The sequence below is a fragment of the Saccharopolyspora sp. SCSIO 74807 genome, assembly GCF_037023755.1.
GTDB classification, from domain to species: Bacteria; Actinomycetota; Actinomycetes; order Mycobacteriales; family Pseudonocardiaceae; genus Saccharopolyspora_C; species Saccharopolyspora_C galaxeae.
The window spans coordinates 6,510,633-6,526,613 of sequence record NZ_CP146100.1; the positions used below are offsets into that span (position 1 = coordinate 6,510,633).

The window sequence follows — 15,981 nt, forward strand, 5'->3', positions numbered from 1 at the left end:
GGAGAGCGCATGGACCTCACACCGACCCCCCAGGACCGTTTCGCCTTCGGCCTGTGGACCATCGGCTGGCGCGCCGACGATCCGTTCGGCGCCCCGACCCGCGAGCGCCTCGACCCGGTCGAGGCGGTGCACGGGCTCGCGGGGATCGGCGCGTACGGCATCACGTTCCACGACGACGACCTGATCCCGTTCGGTACGCCCGCCGCGGAACGCACGGCGATCATCGAGCGGTTCGGCAAGGCGCTGGCCGAAACGGGCCTGGCGGTGCCGACCGCGACCACGAACCTGTTCGGACATCCGGTGTTCAAGGACGGCGCACTCACCGCCAAGGACCGGGACGTCCGGCGGTTCGCTCTGCGCAAAGCGGCTCGCAACATCGACTTGGCCGCCGAACTGGGGGCGCAGACCTACGTGTTCTGGGGCGGCCGCGAGGGTTCGGAGGCCGAAGCCGCCTACGACCCGACCGCCGCCCTCGAGCGCTACCGGGAGGGCCTCAACGCGCTGACGCACTACGTCAAGGAGAAGGGCTACCAGCTGCGGTTCGCCGTGGAACCCAAGCCGAACGAGCCGCGCGGCGACATCCTGCTGCCGACCATCGGCCACGCCCTGGCTTTCATCCAGACCCTGGAGCACCCGGAGATGGTCGGCGTCAATCCCGAGGTCGGCCACGAGCAGATGGCCGGACTCAACGCGGTGCACGGCTACGCCCAGGCGATGTGGCAGGGCAAGCTGTTCCACATCGACCTCAACGGCCAGCACGGCCCGCGCTACGACCAAGACCTCGTTTTCGGGCACGGCGATCTCATCAACGCGTTCTTCCTCGTGGACCTGCTCGAGAACGGCGGCTACGACGGCCCCCGCCACTTCGACTACAAGCCGCTGCGCACCGAGGACAGGGCCGGCGTGTGGGAAAGCGCGCGCTCCAACATGCGCACCTACCTGGCGCTGCGCGAACGGGCGCGGCAATTCCGCCAGGACCCGGAGGTCGCCCGAGCCCGGAAGGCCGCCCGCCTCGACCAGCTGTCGGTGCCCACTCTGGACGGGGACGAGACCGTCACCAGCGTCCTGTCCGAGGAACTCGACGTGGAAGCGGCGGCCGAGCGGGGCGGCGCGAACGCCCGGCTGCAGCAACTGGCCGTCGAACACCTGGTAGGAGTGCGCTGACCAGCTCCCTGGTCGCGGGTATCGATTCGCGACCCGGTTCCGGTGTTGCCTACTCGACCAGTGTTTGGGTGCCGAGCACGGTGGCCAGGGCGAGACGTTCGGCGTCCTCGGTGTCGGGCTCGGCTGTGTAGATCATGATGTGCAGGTCGCTGCCCGCCACCGTGAGCACGTCGCAATCCAGCGTCAGCGGCCCGATGTGCGGGTGATCGATGGTCTTGCGCGCGGCCTCGTGGCGGCCGACGGCGCCGGACTCCCAGAGCTCGGCGAATCGGCTGCTCTGCGCGTGCAGCTCGGCGATCAGGCGCCGGAGTCGCTGGTCGGCCGGGTAGCGGGCGGCGGCCGCGCGCAGGTCGGCGACCAGCGCGGCTTCGAGTGCTCGCCGGGATTCCGGCGTGTGCCGGACTCTGCCGGCAGGACCCAGGAAGTTCCGCCACACGGCGTTGCGCTCGTTGCCGCGCCATCCGGAGGAGTCGCCCATCAGCGCCGTGTACGGCGGATTGGTCACCAGCAGCGTCCAATGCGCGTCGTAGACCGCCACGGGAGTCCCGGTCAGCCGGTCCAACAGTCGCTGCACACTCGGGGTGATGTATCCGGCAGCGGTGTCCGAGCCCGGGGCTACCAGCCCGGCCAGGCGGAACAGATGCGCCCGCTCGTCGGGCGAGAGCCGCAGTGCCCTGGAGAGGGCTTCGACGACCTGCGTTGAGGGGTGGGACGCTCGACCCTGTTCCAGACGGGTGATGTAGTCCACCGAGATCCCGGCCAGCCCGGCCAATTCTTCGCGGCGCAGTCCCGGAGCACGCCGCTGTCCGCCGACGGGCAGACCCGCGGCCTCCGGCGAGACCCGGTCGCGCCAGCGGCGCACCGCCCGTCCGAACTCTCCTGCTGCCACATCCGCCAGTGTGCCCCGGCCGGCCGCCGAGCGGCCTGGTATCGGCAATCCCAGGAAGGCCGGACGGCTGGTTGCGGTGCGCGGCCGAGCACGAGAATCGCGGCATGACCACAACGCTGATCACCGGAGCGAACAAGGGGCTCGGCTTCGAAACCGCCCGCAGGCTCATCGCAGCAGGCCACACCGTCTACATCGGAAGCCGCGATGCGGAGCGCGGCCACCGCGCCGCCGAGCAGCTCGGCGCGCGGCTGGTCGTGCTCGATGTCACCGACGACACGTCCGTCACCGCCGCGGCCGAAACGATCGCCGCCGACGGCGGGCTGGACGTGTTGGTCAACAACGCCGGGGTCGAAAGCCGTGACGACGGCAACGCCGTGGTCGACACGGCGAATACCACGGCGGAGGTGATGAGCACGCTGTTTGAGACGAACGTGTTCGGCCTGGTGCGCGTCACCCACGCGTTCCTGCCGCTGCTGCGGCGTTCCGCGGCCCCGGTCATCGTGAATGTCAGCAGCGGCCTCGCCTCGCTGACCCGGATCACCGAACCGGACACGCTGACCCACGACTACCCGGGCATGGCCTACCCGGCATCGAAAACCGCGGTCAACATGATCACGGTGCAGTACGCGAAGGCGTTCCCGGACATTCGGATCAACGCGGTGGAACCCGGCTACACCGCCACCGACCTCAACGGGAACACCGGCACGCAGACCGTCGCGGAAGGCGCCGAGATCATCGTCCGCATGGCACGAACCAGCCCCGACGGCTCCACCGGCGGCTATTACGACGCCCACGGGGCGCTGCCCTGGTGATGCAATCGGGTGGCTCACGAACCGTGCAGGTCGTGAGCCACCCGGGTGCCTGCGCTCGCGGCAGCGCACGGTGAGAGCGGGTGGTCGCTAGCAGCCCCGCGACCACTCCTGCTTCCCGTCAGCCGCCGGCGACCGGCTGCGCCGGTGCGGGCGGTGCTGCGGTGGCGAACCGCGCGGTCAACTTGGTGAAGTCCCACGGCTGCTGCGGCACGCTGCTGCACGTGCCCGAGGTCTGGCCGCTGTCGGGCTGGTCGCACTGGCGGTCCCGGTTGAGCGACCAGAACGTGTACCGGGAGAACCCGCGGCCGAGCGCGTAGTCCAGCACCGCCTGCATGTCCTGCTGGCGGTAGTACTCGCCCGCGTCCGATCGCCCGTTCATCAGCGAAGCGCCCTCGTGCGCGTACGCGGTGGCGTCGTCCCAGCCGAACGTGGTCATCAAGGCGCCGTGGAACGCTTCGAGCGAGGCGATCTGGCTGTCGGCGTCCGGGAACCCGTTGAACGGCATGATCGCGTAGTTGTTCGGCACGAAGTTCAGCGCCTTGGCCGCGTCCAGCAGGCCCTGCCCGGCAGGGGTCGTGCCGGTCGCGGACGCGACGGTCGTCACCGAGACGTACAGGCCGGGATTGTTCCGCTGCAGGATCTGGGCCGCCGCGAGCTCGTTGCGGATCGCGCCGGGCTGCCCGATCTCCGGCTCTTCCAGGTTGAAGTCGATCGCCCGGAGCCGGTGCGCGTCGATGACCTGCTGGTAGGCCGCGGCCGTGGCTTCCGGCGTGCCGCAGGTCTGGCCGAGGTTCGTCCCGCCGTAGCCGCCGACGGACACGGAGACGTCACCACCCGCCGCGCGAACACCGTCGATCGTGTTCGCCGCTGCGTCGTCCGCGGAAACCGGGGCCGTGCCGTCCCAAGTGGGCCGGCACCCGCCGCCCTCCGGGGCGAGCACGAACGCCAGCTGGAACGTCTTCTGCCCGGTGTCGTGCAGCACTCGAGCCAGGTCCGGCGGATCGCCGTACATCGGCGTCACATACGGCGCCGCCCCGTACCACCGGGCGTCCAACGGCGGCGGCTCCGCGGCGCGGGCTGCTGCCGACGACGTCATCGCCCCCGTGCCGGGTGGCGACACCGCCAGCAGGGTCACGAGCCCCGCTAAGCCCAGCACGCCCACCAGCGTGCCGAGTTTCCAGGACGAACGCATTTTTCCTCCAAATCGGACAGGTCGGCCGCACCGCCGCGCCGTCACAGCTCATCACCGGCACCAGCCCGGCAGATCGCGACGACGGGCCCGGAAAGCGCTTTGCGGGGATTCCACTCACGGAGTCGCAGGATTCGGGGAAAGCACGCTGCGTCTCCCGGACCGGCGCGAGCCGCCCCGCGCTCAGCGCGGCATCTCCGGCGGCTCGCGCCGCATGCGTAGCGGTTGCCGACCACTCGGGGTGCTCTCGAACGTTTCACTTGAGGCGGCAGCCAGCGACGACCGCCTGCTGCAGCACCGCCACCGGAAACACCACAGTGGACGGACTCGGTTCCGGAACCTGCTGCGACCGGTGAAGTGTTTTCCCGCGCCTTTTGGGAAACACCCTTGCTACCGGCCTCCCCCGCGAGGTGGCGAAACGAGCCCGGCTCGCGAGGACCGGTTGCGGGCGACCATCCGGCACCGGCCTGCGGTGGTCCGACGAACCCGGCACGAGCGAGGAGTTGCCACATGGAGCGCACACGGCTCGGAAGTTCCGGGCTCTACGTGTCCCGGCTGGCGCTGGGCACCATTCCGTTCGGTTCCGGCGGTGGGTTCGAGAAGATCGCGGGTGTGCGCGGAAGCGACGCCGAATACCAGATCCGCGAGGCGCTGGACCGCGGCGTGAACTTCATCGACACCGCCGACATGTACTCGGCCGGAGATGCGGAACGGGTGCTGGGCGAGGTCCTCGGCAACACCCGCGACGACGTCATCCTCACTTCGAAGGCGCGAATGCCGGTGGGCAGCGGTCCCAACGACTCCGGCGCCACGCGGTACCACCTGACCCGTGCCGTGGAGGACAGCCTCGCGCGCTTGCGGACGGATCACCTCGATCTGCTCTACGTCCACCAGTGGGACGGGCAGACTCCCATCACCGAGACCATCACCACGGTCAACGAGCTGATCAAGGCCGGCAAGGTTCGGTACTGGGGCGTGTCCAACTTCAACGCGTGGCAACTGGCCAAGACGGTGTACGAGGCGCGGCTGGCCGGCCTGGAAGGCCCGGTCGCGCAGCAGGTGTACTACACCCCGGAAGCCCGCGAGATCGAGTACGAGATCATCCCCGCGGCCCGCGACCTCGGGGTGGGAACCTTCGGGTGGAGCCCGCTCGGAGAGGGGCTGCTGGGCGGCAAGGTGCGGCGGGGGCGCGAGACGCCGTCCGACACCCGGCAAGGCGCGGGCTGGCCCGAACCGCACGTGGTGGACTGGGACCGGGCCTACGACCTGATCGAGCTGTTCGACGAGATCGCCGCAGGACTGGGGTGGACGATCCCGCAGGTGGTGATCTCCTGGATCCTGGGCCGTCCCGGCGTCAACGGCACCGTGATCGCCGCACGCGACCCCCAGCACTTGAAGGCGGACCTCGAAGCCGCGGAGCTCGAGCTGCCGCTGCAGGACCGCGACCGCATCACCGCGGCCTCGCAGCTGCCTGCCTACTATCCGCTGTGGCACCGGATGATGACCGCCCAGGACCGGCCCGAACCGGCCGAGGCCGAGTACTACCGGGAACAAGCGGCGAACGTCTTCGGGGAGCAGAAGTAGCTCGCTTCGCCGAGGCTACTTCTGCAACGCGGCCTCGCTCGGCAATGCGGCCCCTTGGGAGATGAGCTCGATACCGCGTTCGTAGTCCTCGTCGGCGCCGTAGGTCAGCACACCCACGCAGCTACCCGAGCTGGCGTACCAGATCGTGAATGCTCCGTCGCTGTGCTCGTGAACCCGGGCGTCGTCGTATCCGTCTCCCCACGCGGCGTACTTCAGGGCTCGTCCACCGAGGTCGGTCCAGAAGCCGGGCGGGTTGTCCCAAACCCGGTCGTCGCCGGCCGCGTTGCGCGCGGCGAGGTCGCCCATGGTGAGCGCCTCACCCCAATGTTCGACGAGCAGCGGCCTGCCCGCCGTCGCGTTGTGGGCGAGCGCCACGTCCCCGGCTGCGTACACGTCCGGTGCGGTGCTGCGCATCCGGGCGTCGGTGAGAACGCGGCCCTCGGCAGTGGCGAGCCCTGCGTCCGCGGCGAGTTCCACGCGTGGTCGGATGCCTGTCGCCAGCAACACGATCTCGCTGTCGATCGTTCTGCCGTCGGCGAGCTGCAACTCGGGTCCGTCTGCGATCTGGTCGACCTTCGCCGACAGCTCGGTCCGGATGTTCTCCTCGTGCAGCCAACCGAGTATGCGCCCGCCGGCCACGGCTCCGAGCCTCCGTTGCTGCGGCAGAACATCCGGTGCCGTCAGCGTCACGGTTTTGCCGCGCCGCGCCAGCGAAACCGCCGCTTCGCACCCGATGAATCCCGCGCCGACGACGGCCACCTTGCTCGCGCGTTCCGTCATCGCGCGAAGCGTGCGTGCGCTGTCCAACGACCGCAGCGTCCGGACGGATTCGCGATCGGCACCCGGGAGCGGCGACGACGGGCGTGCGCCGGTTGCCAGGATGCAGCGCTGATAGCCGAACGTCCGGCCGCTTCGGGTGCGGACCACATGCTCACCGGGCCGCAGAGCTTCGACCGGCTCGTCCAAACACAACTCGACGTCGCAGCGGTCGTAGAACTCCTGCTGCTCGATGGGGAGATCGGATTCGTCGAACTCTTCGCGCAGGAACTCCTTGGAAAGGGCAGGCCGGAAATAGGGCGCCGCGGTGTCCGCGGAGAGCACCACTACCCGACCGGTACCACCGGCTGCGCGGTAACCACGAGCAGCGGATGCGCCCGCGGGACCGCCACCGATCACCACAACTGTCGCGTGTTCATCCGGCATCGTAGGCGGTCGTACCCCGAGACGTCGGCGTTTATGCCTGGCGCTCACAGGGCATGGCGGCAGCATGGTTGCCGTAGAAGAAGCTGCCACCGGCCGCACAGCCGTCTCGGCATTCGAAGCGGTCGCCAACGAGGCCGTCTCGCAATGCCTGCGCCAGGGTTCGCGGCGACCCGACGACCACCGGCGGCGGTGGCGGTACCTCTGCTCGATCGGCGCTGACGACCTGGACCTCGCCAGGTTGGTCGAAGCGCACGTGGATGCCGCCACGATCAACTTCGAACTCGGCGGTCCGCCGGTGCAGCCGGGGCAGTACTGGGGAGTCTGGGCGGCGGAGTCGCCGTCATCTCGCGTCGAGGGACTCGTCGACAACCGTGGCGCATGGCAGCTTTCAGGTACCAAGCAGTGGTGTTCCGGAGCCACCGTGTGCACGCACGCGTTGATCACCGCGCATTGCCGGGACGGGCCTCGTCTCTTCGCCGTCGACTGCGGTGACGGTGTCGTCCCGGGAGAACCCAGTTGGCAAGGCGTCGGCATGGCCGGTAGCGACACCAGGCACGTGACACTGCACGCGGTTCCGGCCGTCCCCGTCGGCGGACCAAGCGCTTACCTCGATCGGCCCGGTTTCTGGTACGGCGCGGTCTCCGTAGCCGCGTGCTGGCTCGGTGGCGCGGTCGGCATCGCCGGGCCGTTGTACCGGGCGGGCGCACGCGGGCGGCTCGACGAGCACGGACGAGCGCACCTCGGCGCTGTCGACGCCTCCCTCGCCGGGAGCCGCTGGGCGCTTTCCTCGGCGGCGGAAGAACTTTGGGACGACGCGAACACCGGACACGTGACGGCCCTGCGGGTGCGGGCCATCGTCGAAGACACGACGCGAGTGGTGATCGACCGCGTCGGCAGGGCGCTCGGCCCGGGCCCGCTGGCGACCGACGGCGAGCACTCGCGCCGCATCGCGGATCTGACGACTTACGTGCGGCAGAGCCACGCCGAGCGGGACCTTGCCGCGCTCGCCGAGTTGCTCGACGAATCCGACGGGGACCGGTGAGCCATGCGCGATCTTTCCGGAACGGGCACCGCGGAAGAACGCTGGCGCCGCTGGCCGCAGCTGTGCCCTTCCCGGCGTCTCGACACGATGCCGGAAGAAGTGATCGTCGTCGCGCCGCACCCGGACGACGAGGTGCTCGGCGCAGGCGGAACATTGGCTCGATGGGCGCGCGCCGCTTCCGCGATCACGCTCGTCGCCGTGACCGACGGTGAACGGTCCCACCCGGACAGTCCAACGTGGTCGGTCGACGCGATGGCGCACCAACGCCGCGCCGAAAGCGAAGCGGCATGGGCGCGGCTCGGGCTGGATTTCCGGCGGGTCGTACGGCTGATCGTCGGCGACGGCGAAGTAGCCGGCAGCGAGTCAGCACTCACCTCCGCGCTGGCCCGACTGTCCACACCAGACACATTATTGCTGGCGACATGGCCGGGCGACGGTCATCCCGACCATGAAGCGGTCGGCAGGGCAGCACGCCGCGCGGCCGGCATCGCCGGATGCGGGTACGCCTGCTACCCGGTTTGGATGTGGCATTGGGCTGCGCCCGCCGACCCGCGGGTTCCCTGGCATCGCGCCCGATCGGTCGCGCTGGAGACCGAGTTCGCAGCGGCCAAGCGTTTCGCGGCAGGAGAATTCGTTTCGCAGACGCAGCCGTTGTCGGCATGCCCCGAGGACCGGCCGGTGCTACCCGATTACGCGCTGGACCGGCTGCTGCGCGAGTTCGAGGTGTTCTTCGTATGAGCACCGGACAAGCGGAGGAATCGCTCGGCGCCGCCTACTTCGCGGCGAAATATCAGGCCAGCACCGACCCGTGGCAGCTCTCCGACAGCTGGTACGAGCGGCGAAAGTACGCTTGCACGACAGCGCTGCTCCCGCGGGAGCACTACAACAACGCGTTCGAACCGGGCTGCTCGATCGGGATACTGTCCGAAGTGCTTTCTCGCCGTTGTGGCCGGTTGTTGTGCTGGGACATCGATGATCGTGCCGTCGAGACCACGCGTCGGCGGCTGGCTCCCAAGCCCGGAGTCACCGTGGAAGAAGGCGCGGTTCCCGGCAACTGGCCGAAATCGACGTTCGACCTGATCGTCGTCAGCGAACTCGCCTACTACCTGTGCGCGAACGACCGCCGTGCACTGTGGACGGCGGCCGCGGCAGGCTTGCAGCGCGGCGGCACCCTCGTCGCCGTGCACTGGCGCCCGGCATGCGCAGAACATTGTTGCAACGGCGACACGGTGCACGACGAACTACGTGCTGACCGGCGGTTCGTGCCGCTCGGCTGCTACAGCGAACGGGATTTCGTCATCGACCTCGTCACGACCAACGAGCAAGGCGGCAGATGAACCGGACACCACGCGCCATCGCCGTCATCATTCCAGCGCGCAACGAGCAGGACACCATCGCCGAGTGCGTCCGGTCGGTCAGGGCTGCGGCGAGCCAGTTGCCCACCGACGTGTCGTTCGCAGTGCTCGTCGTCGCGGATGCATGCACGGACAGCACCGCGCGCCGCGCAGCACACGGCGGCGCGTTCACGTTGCCGATCAACGGATCCAACGTCGGTCGCGCGCGGGCCGTGGGCACGGAGGCGATGCTGCGCCGGTGGGGCAGCAACGGGGTGTGGATCGCCTGCACCGACGCCGATTCCGTCGTACCGCTCAACTGGCTGGTCGCTCAGCTCGAGGCTGCGGCGAGCGGCTGGGACGCGGTCGCGGGGACGGTCCGGATCGCCGACGAAAACCTGCACGACGCCTTCGAGCGCCACTACCGCCCCGTAGCCGGGCATTCACACGCGCACGGAGCGAACCTGGGCGTGCGCGCGGACGCATACCTGCGAGTGGGGGGTTTCCCACCCTTGGCGACGGGAGAGGACGCGGGCCTGCTCACCCGCTTGCACAGGCGGAACTTCCGGATACTGGCGACCGTCGAAGAACCTGTGCGTACCAGCGCGCGCTTGCACGGACGGGCCCCTGCGGGATTCGCCGAGAACCTCCGTTCACTGGCGCCCTAGTTCTGAGCGGCGCTCGACCGTTGAGTCGACGTGCCGGAGGCGCTTGTCCGCCGTGCTGCGGCATAGCCAACGCGCGCCCCGGGTATTCGAAAAGGGCACCACTTCGGTGCACACGACGCGAGGAGGTTGTCAGTGGCACTCGACGACGATGACATGCGGACCACGGGCAGCGGCGGCACTGAGGGTCCGGCCGATTCCGGAGCGGGTCGCGGCACACCGGGACAGCACGACGGCGGCGCCGACGGCGGAGCCGACTCCGGGGCCGAAGGACCCGCCGACTCCGGTGCGGGACGCGGCACACCGGGACAGCACGACGGCGGCGCCGACGGCGGAGCCGACTCCGGGGCCGAAGGACCCGCCGACTCCGGTGCGGGACCCGGCACACCGGGACAGCACGACGGCGGCGCCGACGGCGGAGCCGACAGCGGTGCCCGCTGAGCTCAGCGAACCAGCGCAAGGCGCCGCCGCTCCCCCGGACGCGCTGTCCCGAGTCGTCGGACCGGACGTGGCCGAGTTCAGCCATCGGCACTGGGGTCGCGCACCGCTGCTCGTGCGCGGCGCCGATCCGGACGCCTTCCGCGATGTGCTCGACCTCGACGGTGTCGATGAGCTGCTCTCCCGCCGCGGGCTGCGCACGCCGTTCCTGCGGCTCGCGCGGGAAGGCGCGGTCGTCGACTCGAGCTGGTTCACCGGCCCCGGCGGGGTCGGCGCGGAGATCGGCGACCAGGTGCACGACGACAAGGTCGCCGCGCTCTTCGGCGAGGGGACCACGGTGGTGCTGCAGGCGCTGCACCGCTGCTGGTCCGGCGTCATCGACTTCACCACGACGCTCGCCGAAGAGCTCGGCCATCCTGTGCAGGCCAACGCCTACGTGACACCGCCGACCTCGCACGGGTTCTCCGCCCACTACGACGTGCACGACGTGTTCGTGCTCCAGCTCGCCGGGAGCAAGCACTGGACAGTGCACGCTCCCGTGCACGGCGACCCGTTGCGCGATCAGCCCTGGAACGACCACGCCAGTGCCGTGGCCGATCGCGCTCGCGAGGACGCCGAGATCGACACCGTGCTTCAGCCGGGCGACGCGATGTACCTGCCGCGGGGCTGGCTGCACGCCGCGACCGCGCTCAACGACGTCTCGGCGCACCTGACGGTGGGCGTGCACGTGATCACCAGGTTCGCGCTGGTGGAGGCGCTGACCGCGCGTTGCGCGCAGGACCCGGAGCTGCGCGCGTCGCTGCCGCTGGGCATCGACGTGGCGGACCCGGAACAACTCGCCCCGCATCTCGACGCCGTGCGCACGGCGTTGGCCGCTGCGCTGCAGGACGTGTCCGCCGAGGACGCCGCGCGCCACGTGCGCGGCAAGGTCTGGTCGGGTGGCCGCCCGGAACCGATCCGGCCGGTGGCCGGTGCCGCTTTCGCCGACGGCTTGGCGGTCGGTGACGCCGTCCGACGGCGCACCGGGCTGCACCACCGGCTGCTCGAAGGCCACGACCACGTCGTGCTGGAGCTGCCGGACCGGCAGATCTCGCTGCCCGCGGCCACCGCCGCGCCGCTGCGCGCGCTGCTGACCGGCGGCACGTTGCGCGTGGGAGACCTGCCCGAAGCCGACGAAGCCGACCAGTTGGTACTGGTGCGCCGACTGCTGCGGGAAGGCGTGCTCGTACCGGCGACCATGACGTGACGGAGTCGCTAGCACCGACGTGGCCGCGCTGCTCCTTCGTGGCCGAGGCGGCGGGCGACCCGCTGGAGGGATCCGCGCCGCCCGCGCAGCGATGGTTCCTGGTCGAGCATCCCGGCCCGTGGGGACGCGACGCGCTGACCGGGTCCGGCATCCATCCCGGTGCCGTGACCGCTCTTTCCGAGTGGGCGGCCACCTGGAACGCGCGGCTGGTCCTCGTGCGCAAACCGGGACGCGAAGAACGGAACAGGCCCAGGCGCCGCTGGTTCCGAGTGGACTCCCGCCCGGGCCACGAGTCGATCCGCACCGGCGAATTCACCGCGGACGCGGAGCTGCCCGCCGCCGTCGGATCACCCGGTGAGCCCCTGGACGGCCCGCTGACGCTGGTCTGCACCCACGGCAGGCACGACACGTGCTGCGCGGTGCGCGGGCGTCCGGTGGCGGCCGCGCTCGCCGCGGCCGAGCCGGAGAGCACCTGGGAGTGCAGCCACGTCGGCGGCTGCCGGTTCGCGCCCGCAACGGTCCTGCTACCGCACGGCTACCTCCTCGGCAGCGTTCCGGTTCCGGACGCGCTCGCGGCCGTGCAGGACTACGGCGCCGGGACGCTCGACCCGCGCTGGGTACGCGGCCGCTCCTCGCTGTCCCCTGCGGCTCAGGCCGCGCAGCACCACGCGCGGGCGGCCACCGGAACCACCGGCGTCGACACCCTGCGCCTGGTCAGCGCCGAACCCGACGGGGAAACCGGCTGGCGGGTGCGCCTCGCCGAACCCGACTGCACGGTGCTGCTGCACGAGCGCTGGCTCGACACCGGACGGCCGCTGACCTGCGCGGCGACCGCTCCGGGCCGGGTGCGCGTGTTCGACCTCGTCCGACTGCTCCGCTGACCGACCGCCGGTCGGGGCGACGCAGCACTCGGATCGAGACTCCGACACCTGCCAGCGGCGAACCGCCTCGCTCACCGGGCTTCTCGTTCGCCCGGCAAGCCCGCATCATCGAGCCGGCTCACCCCTCGACCCGACTAGGAGATTCGCGTGCCCGTCGACGACTTCCCCCGCTATCCGCTGCTTTTCGGCCCCAGCCCGGTGCATCCGCTGGAACGGCTGACCGCGCACCTGGGCGGGGCGAAGATCTGGGCCAAGCGCGAGGACTGCAACTCCGGTCTGGCCTACGGCGGCAACAAGACCCGCAAGCTCGAGTACATCGTCCCGGACGTGCTGGCCTCCGGCGCCGACACGCTCGTCTCGATCGGCGGGTACCAGTCGAACCACACCCGGCAGGTCGCCGCGGTCGCGGCGAAGCTCGGCCTCAAAGCGCGCCTCGTGCAGGAGAACTGGGTCGACTGGCCCGACGCGGTCAACGACAAAGTCGGCAACATCCTCCTGTCGCGGCTCATGGGAGCCGACGTGCGACTGGACCCGGCGGGGTTCGACATCGGCATCCGCGATTCCTGGGAGCGCGCGATGGAAGAAGTCCGCGCTGCGGGCGGAATCCCCTACGGAATTCCGGCCGGCGCCTCGGAGCACCCGCTGGGCGGGCTCGGGTTCGCGAACTGGGCGCGCGAGGTCGCCAGCCAGGAGGCCGAACTCGGCGTCCACTTCGACACGATCGTCGTGTGCACCGTGACCGGGTCCACGCACGCGGGCATGATCGCCGGGTTCGCCGAGCAGGACGGGCCGCGTCGCGTCATCGGGATCGACGCATCGGCCACGCCGGCCAGCGCACGGGACCAGGTCGACCGGATCGCCCGCAACACCGCCGAGCTCAGCGGGCTCGAGCGCGAACTCCGGGACGACGAGATCACCGTGCTCGAAGGCTGGGCGGGCGATCGCTACGGCATCCCGGTGCGATCCACCCTCGACGCGATCCGAACGTCCGCCGAACTGGAAGGCATGATCATCGATCCGGTCTACGAGGGGAAGTCGATGGCCGGTCTGATCGACCTCGTGCGCTCGGGCGAGATCGGAGCCGATTCCAACGTCCTCTACGCCCATCTCGGCGGTCAGCCTGCCTTGAACGCCTACGCCGGCGCCTTCTGAGGTTGCTGGACTTCACCGGCGCCGGGCACCTCGCCCGGCGTTGACAGCGGCGCGCGCAGCGCTGCATAGTGCCACCTCCAGTACCCGTTACTTCCAGTAACACGCGGAGCCGGTCACCCGTCGCACCGCCGAACCGGCCGAACGAGCAACGCCCCGCCGAGCCGCACCGCGAGGAGGTCTTGCGATGACGCACGACGAGCACCCACCGGAGTCCGGTGTGGACGATCCGGAGCGCGTTGCGCTGCAGGCGCGGAACGTGCGGTTCGACTGGTCCGAGCTGCCGATGCACTGGATCCCGGACGAGCCGTTCGCCACCCACGTGATCAACGTGCTGCACCTGCTGCTACCCGAGGGCGAGGACTGGTTCGTCGAGGTCTTCAAGCAGGCGCTGCCGATGATCAAGGACGACCGGCTGCGCGAGGACGTGCAGGGGTTCGTCGGCCAGGAGGCCGTGCACGCCATGTCGCACCAAGGCGTGCTGGACCACTTCAACGCCCACGACCTGGACACCGAGCCATACGTGCGCCAGATCGCCTGGATGTTCCGCAAACTCCTCGGCGACCGCGGCCACACCGGCGCGCGCGCCGAGGATTGGGTGGTGGAACGGGTCGGCCTCATCGCGGGCATCGAGCACATCACCGCGTTCCTCGGCCAATGGGTGCTCGACGCGGAAGCGCTCGACCGCGCGCAGGCCGACCCGACCATGCTGGACCTGCTGCGCTGGCACGGCGCGGAGGAGGTCGAGCACCGCTCGGTCGCGTTCGACCTGTTCATGCACCTGGACGGCCGGTATTCCAAGCGGGTGCGGTTCTTCCTGCTCGCCCTGCCGCTGTTCTTCACGCTGTGGGCGCGCGGGGCGAAGTTCCTGATCGCGAACGATCCGAAGCTGCGCGGGCGGTCGAAGCCGCGGTGGCGGGACTACTTCCGCAGCGCCCGGCTGGGCCTGCTGCCCGGGCCGCGCGAGACCGCCCGGTTGATGGCGCCGTACTTCCGGCCTTCGTTCCACCCGTCGCAGCACGGCTCGACGACCAGGGCGGTGTCCTACCTGGCCAGGTCACCGGCCGCGCAGGCCGCGGAGAACCCGGCCGCACCGGCCTCCGAGCGCCCGGCCGCACCGGCCTCCGACCACCCCGCCGCACCGGCCTCCGACCACTGAGCGCCGCGATGTTCACGCCACCACCGGACGTGCACGGGCGGGACCGGCCGGACCGGTTCATGCGCGGCCTCGCCGCGCTGATGTCGGTCTACAGCAAGCTGATCGCCTTCGACCGGCCGCGACCGCCGGTGCGGGCGGTGAACCGCGACCTGCGGTTGGTCGTCGACGACGCGCGCGCCGAAGCGGACGACGTGCGCAGCCTGCGGTTGGTGCCCGCGGACGGAGCCGCGCTGCCCGCGTGGTCGCCGGGAGCGCACATCGACGTGGTCCTGCCGTCCGGGCGTCAGCGCCAGTACTCGCTGTGCGGCGATCCGGCGGATCGCGGCTGCTACCGGATCGCGGTTCGCCGGATCGCCGACGGCGGCGGGGGCTCGCGCGAAGTGCATGCCGAGCTGGACGTCGGGAGCCGCATCACCGCGCGGGGACCGCGCAACGCCTTCCCGTTCATCCGGGCGCAGCGCTACCTGTTCGTGGCCGGCGGCATCGGCATCACCCCGATCCTGCCGATGGTGCGTGCCGCAGCTGCCGCGGGCACCGATTGGCGCTTCGTCTATTGTGGACGGTCACGGGAGTCGATGCCGTTCTTGGACGAGATCGCCCGGCTGGCCCCGGAACGGGTTTGGGTCCGCCCGGACACCGAGTACGGAGTCCCGGTCTCCAGCGGTGAATTGCTGGAGCACGCACCGGAGGACGCAACGGTGTACTGCTGCGGCCCGGTACCGATGATCACCGGTGTGCGGATGGACCTGGCCATCAGCCGGGCTGCCGAGCTGCACTCCGAACGGTTCTCGGCGCCGCCGATCGTCGACGGGAAACCGTTCGACCTGCATCTCGAGCGCACCGGCCGCACGCTGCACGTCCCCGAAGACCGGACGGCGCTGGAGGTGGTGCGAGAAGCGCTCCCCGATGTCGCCTACTCCTGCAGGCAAGGCTTCTGCGGCACCTGCAAGGTGGGCCTGCTCAGCGGCACCGCCGAGCACCGCGACCACGTGCTCACCGACGATGAGCGGGCCGATTCCATGACGATCTGCGTTTCCCGCGCCGAACAGGGCCCGCTGGTGCTCGACCTCTGACGGAGCCTCCGCAACGACCTGTTGGAACCGGCGCAGACTCGCTGCCGGACTGCGCGCACGACGTTCCGCAATCGGCCGCCGACATGCTCTACTACACCGCCGAAGGGCTTCATCACCGCCCGGGCTCACCCACGACCTGAGTCCGCGCCACCC

The 15,981-nt window shown here is 70.4% G+C and carries 16 protein-coding genes; 13 read left to right on the forward strand and 3 right to left on the reverse strand.

Annotation, left to right across the window (positions count from 1 at the left end):
* The first annotated feature begins 9 nt into the window (after positions 1-9).
* Positions 10-1,164, forward strand: coding sequence for a xylose isomerase (gene xylA, locus V1457_RS29765; protein ID WP_338598547.1), 1,155 nt, complete (start codon positions 10-12; stop codon positions 1,162-1,164).
* Between the two features lie 49 nt (positions 1,165-1,213).
* Here xylA and V1457_RS29770 read toward each other — a convergent pair whose 3' ends face one another.
* Positions 1,214-2,053, reverse strand: a complete 840-nt coding sequence (locus tag V1457_RS29770) for a helix-turn-helix transcriptional regulator (protein WP_338598549.1) — start codon at positions 2,051-2,053, stop codon at positions 1,214-1,216.
* A gap of 104 nt (positions 2,054-2,157) precedes the next feature.
* Here V1457_RS29770 and V1457_RS29775 point away from each other — a divergent pair, with 104 nt between their 5' ends.
* On the forward strand, positions 2,158-2,865 hold the full coding sequence (locus tag V1457_RS29775) for an SDR family NAD(P)-dependent oxidoreductase (RefSeq protein ID WP_338598551.1): 708 nt from the start codon (positions 2,158-2,160) through the stop codon (positions 2,863-2,865).
* Between the two features lie 118 nt (positions 2,866-2,983).
* Here the strand turns inward: V1457_RS29775 and V1457_RS29780 are convergent, their stop codons facing one another.
* The gene (locus V1457_RS29780) at positions 2,984-4,057 is read right to left on the reverse strand and encodes a glycosyl hydrolase (RefSeq protein ID WP_338598553.1); all 1,074 of its coding nucleotides are present in this window, start codon (positions 4,055-4,057) and stop codon (positions 2,984-2,986) included.
* A gap of 507 nt (positions 4,058-4,564) precedes the next feature.
* On the opposite strand from V1457_RS29780, the gene V1457_RS29785 reads away from it, so the two are divergent.
* Positions 4,565-5,638: an aldo/keto reductase gene (locus V1457_RS29785; protein WP_338598555.1), complete on the forward strand. Its 1,074-nt coding sequence runs from the start codon at positions 4,565-4,567 to the stop codon at positions 5,636-5,638.
* A gap of 15 nt (positions 5,639-5,653) precedes the next feature.
* Here the strand turns inward: V1457_RS29785 and V1457_RS29790 are convergent, their stop codons facing one another.
* The gene (locus V1457_RS29790) at positions 5,654-6,841 is read right to left on the reverse strand and encodes an FAD-dependent oxidoreductase (protein ID WP_338598557.1); all 1,188 of its coding nucleotides are present in this window, start codon (positions 6,839-6,841) and stop codon (positions 5,654-5,656) included.
* A 64-nt stretch (positions 6,842-6,905) separates the two neighbouring features.
* On the opposite strand from V1457_RS29790, the gene V1457_RS29795 reads away from it, so the two are divergent.
* The 10 genes from V1457_RS29795 (at position 6,906) to V1457_RS29840 (ending at position 15,828) form a co-directional block, all read left to right on the forward strand.
* A complete protein-coding gene (locus tag V1457_RS29795) occupies positions 6,906-7,883 on the forward strand; it encodes an acyl-CoA dehydrogenase (RefSeq protein ID WP_338598559.1) in 978 nt (325 codons plus the stop codon).
* Positions 7,884-7,886: 3 nt separating this feature from the next.
* Positions 7,887-8,621 carry a PIG-L deacetylase family protein gene (locus V1457_RS29800; protein WP_295149685.1) on the forward strand — a complete coding sequence of 245 codons (735 nt, stop codon included), beginning with the start codon at positions 7,887-7,889 and terminating at the stop codon, positions 8,619-8,621.
* Positions 8,618-9,220 (forward strand): SAM-dependent methyltransferase, encoded by a 603-nt coding sequence (locus V1457_RS29805; protein ID WP_338598561.1) that lies wholly within the window; start codon positions 8,618-8,620, stop codon positions 9,218-9,220. The genes V1457_RS29800 and V1457_RS29805 overlap by 4 nt, the downstream gene beginning before the upstream one ends.
* Positions 9,217-9,885 (forward strand): glycosyltransferase, encoded by a 669-nt coding sequence (locus tag V1457_RS29810; protein ID WP_338598563.1) that lies wholly within the window; start codon positions 9,217-9,219, stop codon positions 9,883-9,885. The genes V1457_RS29805 and V1457_RS29810 overlap by 4 nt, the downstream gene beginning before the upstream one ends.
* 132 nt (positions 9,886-10,017) lie before the next feature.
* Complete coding sequence (locus tag V1457_RS29815; protein WP_338598565.1) at positions 10,018-10,323, forward strand: hypothetical protein; 306 nt, start codon at positions 10,018-10,020, stop codon at positions 10,321-10,323.
* Positions 10,313-11,566, forward strand: a complete 1,254-nt coding sequence (locus V1457_RS29820; RefSeq protein ID WP_338598567.1) for a JmjC domain-containing protein — start codon at positions 10,313-10,315, stop codon at positions 11,564-11,566. The genes V1457_RS29815 and V1457_RS29820 overlap by 11 nt, the downstream gene beginning before the upstream one ends.
* On the forward strand, positions 11,563-12,447 hold the full coding sequence (locus V1457_RS29825) for a sucrase ferredoxin (protein WP_338598569.1): 885 nt from the start codon (positions 11,563-11,565) through the stop codon (positions 12,445-12,447). Before V1457_RS29820 ends, V1457_RS29825 begins: the two co-directional genes overlap by 4 nt.
* Before the next feature lie 147 nt (positions 12,448-12,594).
* Positions 12,595-13,599 (forward strand): 1-aminocyclopropane-1-carboxylate deaminase, encoded by a 1,005-nt coding sequence (locus V1457_RS29830; protein ID WP_295150119.1) that lies wholly within the window; start codon positions 12,595-12,597, stop codon positions 13,597-13,599.
* Positions 13,600-13,783: 184 nt separating this feature from the next.
* Positions 13,784-14,755: a metal-dependent hydrolase gene (locus tag V1457_RS29835; RefSeq protein ID WP_338598572.1), complete on the forward strand. Its 972-nt coding sequence runs from the start codon at positions 13,784-13,786 to the stop codon at positions 14,753-14,755.
* A gap of 8 nt (positions 14,756-14,763) precedes the next feature.
* Positions 14,764-15,828: a PDR/VanB family oxidoreductase gene (locus V1457_RS29840; RefSeq protein ID WP_338598574.1), complete on the forward strand. Its 1,065-nt coding sequence runs from the start codon at positions 14,764-14,766 to the stop codon at positions 15,826-15,828.
* Positions 15,829-15,981: the final 153 nt, after the last annotated feature.